The sequence below is a fragment of the Paenibacillus sp. FSL R10-2748 genome, from assembly GCF_038005565.1.
In the GTDB taxonomy this organism is placed as follows: domain Bacteria; phylum Bacillota; class Bacilli; order Paenibacillales; family Paenibacillaceae; genus Paenibacillus; species Paenibacillus polymyxa_B.
This window is the reverse complement of the sequence record NZ_JBBOTK010000019.1, coordinates 1-10,434: the sequence shown is the minus strand read 5'-3', so window position 1 is coordinate 10,434 and position 10,434 is coordinate 1. Positions and strand designations below refer to the sequence as shown.

The 10,434-nt window shown below is 55.4% G+C and carries 4 protein-coding genes; all 4 read right to left on the bottom strand.

Annotation, left to right across the window (positions count from 1 at the left end; all coding sequences use genetic code 11):
- A partial coding sequence (locus NSS66_RS26775) for an amino acid adenylation domain-containing protein (protein WP_340960106.1) occupies positions 1 to 4,826 on the bottom strand: 4,826 nt, incomplete at its 3' end.
- Between the two features lie 230 nt (positions 4,827 to 5,056).
- Positions 5,057 to 6,790, bottom strand: a complete 1,734-nt coding sequence (locus tag NSS66_RS26770; protein ID WP_264454488.1) for an ABC transporter ATP-binding protein — start codon at positions 6,788 to 6,790, stop codon at positions 5,057 to 5,059.
- Entirely contained in the window at positions 6,787 to 8,613 is a 1,827-nt protein-coding gene (locus NSS66_RS26765; protein ID WP_071558196.1) for an ABC transporter ATP-binding protein, read from the bottom strand. Before NSS66_RS26765 ends, NSS66_RS26770 begins: the two co-directional genes overlap by 4 nt.
- The coding region (locus NSS66_RS26760; RefSeq protein ID WP_340960104.1) for a thioesterase domain-containing protein at positions 8,603 to 10,434 on the bottom strand (1,832 nt) is incomplete at its 5' end. The genes NSS66_RS26765 and NSS66_RS26760, both read right to left, overlap by 11 nt.

Here is a 10,434-nt window from a genome sequence, read left to right as displayed (position 1 = left end):
TCGATCATGAAGCGGATGCGCTCCTCCGGGTAGTCGGGATCGACAGGCACATAGGCTCCGCCCGCTTTGAGAATCGCCAGAATGCCGACGACCATATCGAGCGAGCGTTCGGCCAGAATCGCTACCAGCTGGTCCGCTTCTACTCCCGTCTCCCGCAGCTTCCGCGCAAGGCGGTTGGATCGCTCGTTCAGCTCGCGGTAGGTCAGCTGCCGCTCGTTCATGACGGCGGCCACGTTGTCCGGGTAAAGCTCCGCCTGCTCTTCGAACAAGCCGTGAATCGTCTGCTGCCGCGGGTAGTCCGCCTCCGAATCGTTGAAACCGCGCACCAGCTCGCGGATTTCCTCCTCCGTGAGCATTTCCAACGAGGCAATATCCCCGTCCGGCGCTGCTGCGATGGTTTCGAGCAGCTTGTCATAATGTCTGGCGAACCGCTCCGCGGTCTCCTGTTTATACAAAGCCGTAGCGTACTCCAACCGGCATTCGAGCTGACCGTCCAGCTCCGAAATATCCAGGAGCAGCTCGAACTTGGATGTTTGGTTTTCCAGTGGATAAAACGATTGCTCCAGCCCCTCGATGACAATTTGCTCGTTCTCCGTATTTTGTAGGGAGAAGAACGTGTCAAAGAGCGGATTCCGGCCGGTCGCGCGCGGAATGTGAAGACTTACTACCAAGTCTTCGAACAAATAATTTTGGTGTTCGAAAGCCCCGAGCGTGATGTCCTTGATTTCTTCCAGGTACGAAAGGTACGGCTTGGAACGCTCCGGACGGCTGCGAATGGCCAGCGTGTTGATAAACATCCCTACGATCGGCTGCACTTCTTCCTGCGTTCTTCCGGCAATCGGCGTTCCTACGATCAGATCTTCCTGACCCGAATATTTATGCATAAGGATGGTGTAAGCCGACAGCAGCACCATGTACAGGGTCGTCCCCGTCCGTGCCGCCAGTTCTTTCAGCTTCTCCGTCCGATCTTTCTCGATATAAAACTTCACGGTTCGGCCGTCAAAGCTTTGCACCGCAGGCCGCGGGAAGTCCGTCGGTAGCTCCAAGACCGGCAACTCGCCCGACAGCTGTTCCAGCCAATACTCCTTCTGCGGCTGAAGCATCTGCCCGTAAGCTTCGGAATGCTGCCAAACGGCATAATCTTTGTATTGAATGCGCAGCGGGGTCAGCTCCTCGCCCCGATACAGGCGGCTGAACTCGTCGAAGAGCAGCGCTGTCGAAATGCCGTCCGAGACGATATGGTGCATATCGAACAGCAGAATGTGGCGATCCTCGGCGACTTCGATCAGGCCGATGCGGAGAAGTGGCGGCTTGGTCACATCAAACGGATAATAGTAAGCTTCCACCACTTGGTCCACTTCCCGCTCGCTCGCCTGGAAATAATCGACAGAAAACTCCACCTCGTCATAGATGCGCTGGACAAGCTCGCCTTGAACCTGCTCGATCCCGGTACGCAGCGTCTCATGGCGCTGAATCAGCGCCCGGAACGCGTGCTCGACGCGCGTGCGGTCCAGCTTGCCTTCGAGAAGAAGCGCCGCCGACATATTGTAGCTGCGCTCGGCCCCGTCAAGCTGGCGCAGGACGTACAGACGCTTTTGCTCGGATGAAACCGGATAGTACTCGGCCTCAGCCGCCTTTGTGATCTCATACGTCTCCTGCTGCCTTAAACCGCTGATTCTTTGGGCCAGCTGTTCGATCGTGGTGTAGCGGAAAACTTCCCGCAACGGAACCTCGACTTGCAGCTCTTTCCGAATCTTGGAAACAAGCGTGGAGGCCCGCAAGGAATGACCACCCAAGTCAAAGAAATCGTCTTGGACTCCAACTCGCGCAATACCCAGCACCTGCTGCCAAATGAGGGCAAGTCTTGTTTCCAGCGTTGTGCGAGGAGCCACATACTCACGGCCTGCTTCTACCTCTCCGGTCGGTTCAGGCAGCGCTTTACGGTCAATTTTGCCGTTCGGCGTGAGCGGAAGCTTATCAAGAGACACCAGCCGGGCCGGGACCATATGGGCCGGCAGCTCTTGCTTCAATTGGGACAGCAGATCGCTCAGCTGCAAGGAAGCATCCGCCGCCACGTAGCCGCACAAATACTTTTGCCCCTGCTCATCCGTACGGTCGGTCACCACAGCCTGCTTGACGCCCGGGAAACGCAGCAGGGCCGTTTCAATTTCGCCGAGTTCGATCCGGAACCCGCGAATTTTCACCTGATAGTCGATCCGGCCGATGAAGTCGACGTTGCCGTCTTTCAGCCAGCGGGCCAAATCGCCTGTCCGGTACAGACGTTCGCCCGGCACAAACGGGCTGTCCGCAAACTTCTCGGCGGTTAGGTCCGGACGGTTCCAGTACCCGCGCGCCACCCCGGCGCCGCCGATGACAAGCTCGCCCGGAACCCCTACAGGAACCGGCTTTAACGCGGCATCGACAATGTAAAACCGGGCGTTCAGCCAAGCTTTGCCGATCGGCACATGACCCGACGGCGGCAGCTTATCCAGCGGCTCACCGTAAAAGCTGCTGTCAATGGCCGCTTCGGTAACGCCATAGCTGTTGATGATGCGGAATTGTCCGCCGAATCTTTCCTGCAGCAATCGGTAATCGGTGACACTGCAAGCATCCGAGCTGGTAATCAGCAACTGCATGGAGCTAACGTCCAGCCCTTCTTCATAAATATGCTGCATGAACGGCAGGATGAGCGCAGGCGTCGATTCGAATACCGTAATGTTTTGGTCCCGAATCCAGCCGTACAAGAGGTTCGGATCAATCCGGTCATCCTTCGGCACAATCACCATCGTGCCTCCGTTATACAGCGTCCGCGCGATGTCTCCGACGAACACGTCAAACGAGAAGCTGGCCAGCTGCAGCAGCCGCACCGGAAACTGATCCAACCGGTACTCGCGACGGTACGCATCCGCCGTATTCACGAGACTACCGTGCTCGATCATGACGCCTTTCGGGCGTCCCGTCGTACCCGAGGTGTAAATCACATAAGCCAAGTCTTGCAGGGCGCTGCCGGCAGATTCAAATTCCACGGCTAAGGCATCCCCGTTATAAATCTGTTCATCGTCCATGGCATAGACAGCTTGAAGCTTCAGCCGGTCATCGGCCAACCAACCTCCGGCCCGCTCCAACAGATGACGCTGCGTAAGCAGCACCGATGCATCGCTATCGCTGAGCATGTACTCAATCCGCTCCGCCGGATAATCGGGGTCCAGCGGTACATAGGCTCCGCCGGCTTTCCAAACGGCGAGCACCCCGACCAGCAGTTCCACCGAACGCTCCGCCCAGATCCCCGTAATCGTCTCCCTTCCCACGCCCTGTTCGCGAAGGAGAGAAGCCAGCCGCTCGGCGCGTTCGTTCAATTCGCCGTAGGTCAGCTGTTTGTCCATGTAGACGACTGCCGGATGATCCGGAATTTCCCGGGCAAACTTTTCAACATACCGATGAAACGCTTCTCCCTCGCTCAGCCCTGCCACCGGCGGGTTAAAAACGTTGAGAATGCGGTGTCTCTCCTCATCGCTCAGCAGAGAAATCTCGCGTACCGGCAGTTCGGGAGTCTGAAGAAACTGGTCCAGAACGGTTACATACTGTTCCATAATCCGATCAATCTCGGCCGTCTCGAACAGGCCGGTACGATAGGAAGCATGGAGAATTACATGGCCTTCATTCAGCATATGGTCGAAGCGCAGCAGCAAATCGTCCATCTCGTGCCTAGCGAAGTGAGCCTCCAGGCGTACCTTGATTTCTTCGTACTCCACGATTTTCAAAGGCAGATATTCCAGAGACGTGCGGAACAGCCCCGAAAGATCGTTGCGGCCGTGTTGTTCGCGTAAATCCTGGATCAATTGGTTATAAGGGTATTTCTGATACCTCAGATCCGCCGTATTTTCCTTGGAAACCGTTTGGATCAAGGAAAGCACGTGCCTGTCTGGATTCAGACGAATCCGCGTAGCCACGGTGCTGACGAACATGCCGATCGTTTCTTTTTCCTTCTTGCTGGTGCGATTGGCGAAAACCGTGCCGACCGGAACATCGGTGCTGTCGGTCAGCTTGTACAATAAGGCGTACATGGCGGACAGAAATAACGTATATAAGCTGACCTGATATTGTTCGCTAAAGGCCAGAATGCGTTCATACCGGGAACCGTCCAAAGTGATGGCCAGTTTATTGGATTCGCTGCCGATCGAGAATGGCGGATACGATTTAATGCCGGTCGTTTCAGGCAAAGTGTTGTACTTCGTCAGCCAGTATTCCTTGCCTTTTTGATAACGCTGCGATTGCTCATATTCACGCTCCGCGGAAATATAATCCAGATAGGAAGGGGCCTGGTAACTGCTGGAGATGCCTTTGCGCAGTTCCAGGTATTTTTCCATCACCGCATGCAGCAAAGCATTGACGGACAAGCCGTCGGCGATAATATGATTTACCGTCAAATTGAGCCATACTTGGCCGTTCGCAAAATGGATAATCGTAAATTGGTAGAGGTGTTCGTCGAACACGCTGGCCGGTTTTTCGCTTACTTCTTTCACCCAAGCATAGAATTGTTCGGTTGTGCCTATTTCGAGGCGGCTTATCCTAGCTTGGACATTCTCCGGCTCTTCGAACCACTGCGTTGGATTTTGCAAATCCCCGCTAATGCGGATTCGGAAAACGTCATAGGTTTTGACGATCTCTGCCGCCGCTTGCTCCAGAAGCTGTGTGTTGATCTCGCCCGTAATCTGGTAGGTCGCGGAAAGCATCGTGATGGACGTTCCCGGATTCATAATTTCCATGAACCATATTCGGCGCTGGGCTTGCGTTAATCCATATTGCTCGTTGGTATTCTCTCTCACATCGACACACTCCCGGTTTAGAGATTCTTTATAGATAGGCTTTGTACCTAGATGTCACTTAGTCACTCTTAGAAGAACCGCGCAGGCCATTCCCGGAACGGCTCCTTCGGACTTTTCCTCCTTTTTCGTGTCTACGTTTTCTGGTAACTACCGGTTATAAAGTCATACCTTGGATTACTAAAAGACTCTGTCGCATTCGCAAGCAGGAAGCCGCCCGCCGTAAAGCGGGTCTAGCCGTACAGCCGGGCGTAATAACCCCCGAGCGCCAGCAGGTCCTGATGGCGGCCCCGCTCGACGACCGTCCCTTGGTTCATGACGGTAATCAAATCCGCATGTTCCACGGTGCTGAGACGGTGGGCGATCAGAATGGTGGTGCGCCCCTTCATCAATACGTTCAGGGCCTGCTGTACCCAATGCTGGGATTCATTATCCAGCGCGGAAGTCGCTTCGTCCAGCAGCAGAATCGGGGCGTTTTTGAGAATCGCCCGGGCGATCGCAATTCGCTGCCTTTGTCCGCCCGACAACGACGCTCCTCTCTCTCCCACCGGCGTTTTATACTGTTCAGGAAGTTCCTGAATGAAATGGTGAGCGTACGCCGCTTTGGCCGCTTCGATCACTTCTTCATCCGTTGCATCCGGGTTGCCGTAGCGGATGTTTTCCTCAATCGTGCCGGTAAACAAGAACGGCTCCTGCGGAACGTATGCAATCTGCCTGCGGATTTCGTCCAGCGTGTAATGGCCGAACGGTTTGCCTTGGAGCAGGATTTCTCCGCTGTCCACAGGATAAAAGCCGAGCAGCAGCTTGATCAGCGTACTTTTGCCGCTGCCGCTGGCCCCCACGATAGCGGCGACCTGGCCGGGAAACACCTGCATGGACATGTCGACAAGCACCTTTTTATCCGCCTGATAGGAAAATTCCACATCGCGAAACTCCACCGCAGCCTCCGACACGAGCTCGCTGTGAGGAGATCCCAAACTCTCCGGTTCCTCTTCCTCTCTTAGTACCTCTTGAATCCGGTGAGCGCCTGCGAGCGAATTTTGGGTCATCGACAGAACCATCCCCAAGTTCAACAAGGCGTGCGTCAGATTCACTTGCAGAACCGCCAGGGCGGCAACGCTTCCCATTCCCATCAGTCCGTAGGCATAAAGAAGACTGCCGATGACGATAATGCCGCAGAACGTGACGTAACTGATAAAATGGTTCACCGCAGCCTGCATGCCATTCTTCTGCGCGGTTTGCCGAAGCGTCTGCGTCATTTGTTCGTTCAACGCCTCATACTGGCCGTAAATCGTGCGGATGCGGAACAGCTTCACCAATTGAATGCCGCCCATAAAATCTTTGAATTTTTCGGTCATTTTACCAAGCGTTTGCAAGCCTTGTTCGGACAAGGCGCGAATATCCCGCGCAAATTTCAGGCTGACCACGGAGGACAGCAGCAGAATGACGAAGGATACGCCGGCAAACCGCCAATCGATCAACACCATAGAGACAATGGAGCCGATGCAAAAGACAACCTGAAGCAGCAAAACGAAGTAAACCTGCGAGAATGTAAACTCAACGGTCGTTACGTCGTTGTTCACCCGTGACAGCAAGTCCCCATGGTGGGTCTGCTCCAGGAATCTCGGCCGCACCCGGCACAGCTTGTCATAAAGACGTTCGCGGATATTCAGCACAGTCAGCTCGACACTGCGCTGGTATAAGTAAATGAACCAGGGAGAAATTATATTTTCCAGGAACAGGGCCGCGCCCAAAATAATAAAGGCTTCGACCATCAGGGACGTATCTCGGGACACGGCGAAATCAACCAAGTTATGTACGACCAAACTGAAGGCGATCAGGAACAATGTCTGGGTGAGCGCCGTCACGGCCAGGCCAATGGCGTACTGGGTTTTGCGCTTGCGGTTCATAAACATCAGCAAGTAGCCGAGTTCTTTCACTTGCGAGAGCCATCCGCCCTTTTTCATGTGTACGCCACCTCCCTGCGTTCGGCAGACTCGGTAAATTCCTGGTAGTACGACTGGGCGTACAGTCCCTTCATCTCCAGCAATTGTTCATGAGTGCCCTTTTCAACAATATTCCCTTGTTCCATGACCCAAATTTCGTCGGCGTTTTGTACTGTAGAAAGCCGGTGGGCAATAACCATGGTCGTTCTCTGCTTCATCAATACGCCCAGCGCTTCCTGAACCGCGCTTTCCGACTCCGGATCAAGAGCCGACGTTGGCTCGTCCAGCAGCAGAACGGGAGCATCCTTCAGAAAAGCCCGGGCCATTGCAATGCGCTGGCGCTGCCCACCGGACAAGAAGCCTCCGCGCTCTCCGACATACGTCTGGTAGCCGCCCTCAAGCTGCATAATGAAGGAATGCGCCTGAGCAGCTTTAGCGGCTTCGATAATCTCTTCCATCGACGCTACTTCCCGCCCGTAACCGATATTTTCGGCGATCGTGCCGCTAAACAAATATGAATCCTGGGTTACCACGGAAAAATGTGACCGCAGCTGCTCCGGATCGGCGCCGTGGATCAGGCTGCCGAACACGCGGATCTCGCCCTGATCTTCCGGAAGCGGATAAAAGCCGCATACAAGCTTAAACACCGTACTCTTCCCTCCGCCGCTCGCTCCGACAAGCGCGATCGTCTTCCCTTCCGGCACCGAGAAGCTAACATTCCGCAGGATCGGGGAGCTCTCCTCATACCCGAAGGTTACGTTCTGAAACTCGATGGGGGCGGCGCTCGCTTTCGGAAGCGAACGGCCATTTTCCGTTTCGGTCGGCTGCTCGACGATTTCGGAGACCCTTCTCAGGGCACCGGTCATTTCGAACGTCCGTGTGACGAGCTCGGGAATATGCTCCAGCGGCTCCAGACACAGATTCAGCAAGTACAGGAAGGCGATCAGCTCTCCCGCGCCTAGCTGCCCTTTGTAGATCAAATAGCTTCCGTAACTGACGGCGAAAATGATCGGGCTGATCATCAGCGTGGAAAGCAGCGGGTTGACCCAGGCTTCCCGTTTTTTCACGGCCAGCTTTTTTTGAGCCGTCAATTGCAGCAGCACTTGGTAGGAGCGAGATAGCATGCCGGATAGCAGGTAGCTTTTTACAATAGGCATACCCCCAAGCGTATCCTGGAGGTTGACGTTCATTCGGCCCATGTTCGCCTGGACTTCCTCCGTCAACCGCTCCAACTGCTTGCCGATCCATTGGGAAACCAGCAGCGCTACGGGAAATAACAGCAGGCTGTACAGCATCAGCTCCCATTGGAGGTAGATCAAATAAGCGAAACAGCCGATGAACAATAGCGGATGATAAAACCACTGGGCGAGGTCCCGAATCATAAACTGCTGGATGAGCTGCAGGTCGTTGTTGATCCGCGACAACACGTCGCCGGAGTGCTGCTTTTCCAAATAGGAGATCGGGAGTTTGCCGATATGACGCATGACATGGTTGCGGATATCCTGCACCGCAGAGGCGCTGCTTCGCTCCACGCCGAAGCTCATGAAAAACTTCGCCGGCACACCGATCAAGATGACCACAAAGACCGTGTACACGATTTGCAGAACGATTGGCCCCGCCCCCTTCTCGGCCTGGGTAGTCAGCTGCTCGATCAAACTTCCCGTCCATATCTCAATAACGGCGGCGGCAATCGCGGACAAGGTACCGACGATCATCCAGCCTTTGTGACGGCTTACATAGGACATCAGCCAGCGGAACGCTTTCCAGGCGGCGTAAGCGGTTTGGCGCTTGGAAGGCGCCGCTGTGCCTTGTTCTTGAACAGACGGCTGCCGGTCAGCTTCCATGCAGTACCCCGGCCTCCGCTTCGATCTGCCGCTTGACTTGCTCTAAGATGTCCCGGATGACAACGGCCGTTTCGTCCACGCGCGCGAGTTCCAGCAATTCCTCGTGCGCGCCCTCCAGCCGGTAATCGGCGTAAGCTTGCGTCGTTGCCCCCCGCCAGGACGGCAATTGGTGCTCCAGGCGGAACGCTTCGCTGTCCTTCGCAATCAGTTCGTAAATCCGGGCCGGGATCGTGCCGGAATTAATAAGCTGCGCTTCGTACGCCAAGGTCGCTTTGACCTTCCGATGAACCCGCTCCCGCACGAGCGGGTTGCTCATTAATTCCTTCTCTTCTTCGTCGAAATCAGCAAGCATTTCTTCAAGCTCTTTCTCCGACGTTTCGGAAGGCGTCAGCGCGTCCTTAATCCACGAGTCCACCATGAGCACGTCCGTTACGGAATACCCTCTTTTCTCCATCGTTTTGGCTACCTCGAACGTCAGGTTGCCTCCGAAGCAGTAGCCGAGCAGCACGTAAGGTCCTTCCGGCTGGATGCGGACGATCTCGTCCACATAACGGTTCAGCATGGCCTTGTAATCGACGGCATCGTCGATAAAATCAATGCCGTAGAGCACGAACCGGCCGTCGAGCCTGCTTGCGAGCTCTCGATAACCGATGCCGAAGCCGCTGCCCGGAGGGAAGCAGAACACGTTCAGATCTCCTGCTTTATTCAGCTTAATGAAGGAGTCTCCTCCTTTATCCAGGCCGAGATCCCCCTCTCCGAAAGCCATGGCTTCAACTGTTACATTATGGAATTGGCGGTTCAGCGGTATCTCAAATCCCGTTTCATCATAAACGGCTTGAACGAGCCTCATCAGACTTAACGAATTGCCACCCAACTCAAAAAAGTTATCCTTTACGCCGACCTGCGGAACGCCAAGCGTATCCTGCCAGACGCGGGCGATCTTCATTTCAAGCAGCGTTCTCGGCGCGACATATTCCGCTCCTCCGACCGCGGCTTCCTCCGGCGCGGGCAGCGCTTTGCGGTCGATTTTCCCGTTCGGGGTCAGCGGCATCCCCGAAAGCTGCACGAGGTACGAAGGAATCATATACCCCGGAAGCTGCTTGGCGAGCTCCTCCTTGAGTTCATGCGCCGCCAGCCTCGTTTCCGCGACATAGTAAGCGACAAGCTGCTTTTGGCCGTTCGCGTCGTCGCAGTCGAGCACCTTGGCTTCTTGCACGGCGGCGATCTTCAGCAGTTGCGTCTCGATTTCGTCCAGCTCGATCCGGTACCCGCGGATTTTCACCTGGTGATCGATCCGGCCCAGGTATTCGATGTTGCCGTCCGGCAGCCAAGTCGCCAAGTCGCCCGAGCGGTACAGTTTCTCCCCCTCCGCAAACGGGGAATCGACGAACTTCTCCGCCGTCAGATCTGGACGGTTCAGGTATCCTCTCGCAAGCCCTTCCCCGGCCACGTACATTTCGCCCGCTACGCCGATCGGCACAGGGCGGTGGTTTTCATCCAGGACGTACACCCTCAGCGTCGGGATCGGCTTGCCGATATTGCTCTTCGCCGCCTCCATTTCGACCCACGTGATTTCCTTATACGTCACGTGAACCGTCGTCTCGGTAATGCCGTACATATTGATCAGCTTCGTCTCCGGGTACTTCGTTTTGAAGCCCTTGAGCAGCAGCGGACTGAGCGCTTCGCCCCCGAAGATGACGTTGCGAATCCGCAGATCGTACGGATGGTCCGCCAAGACCTTACGCAGCAGCTGGTAGAAGTACGTTGGCGTCTGGTTCAAAATCGTGACCTGTTCGCGGCCCAGCAGCGCCAGGAAATCGA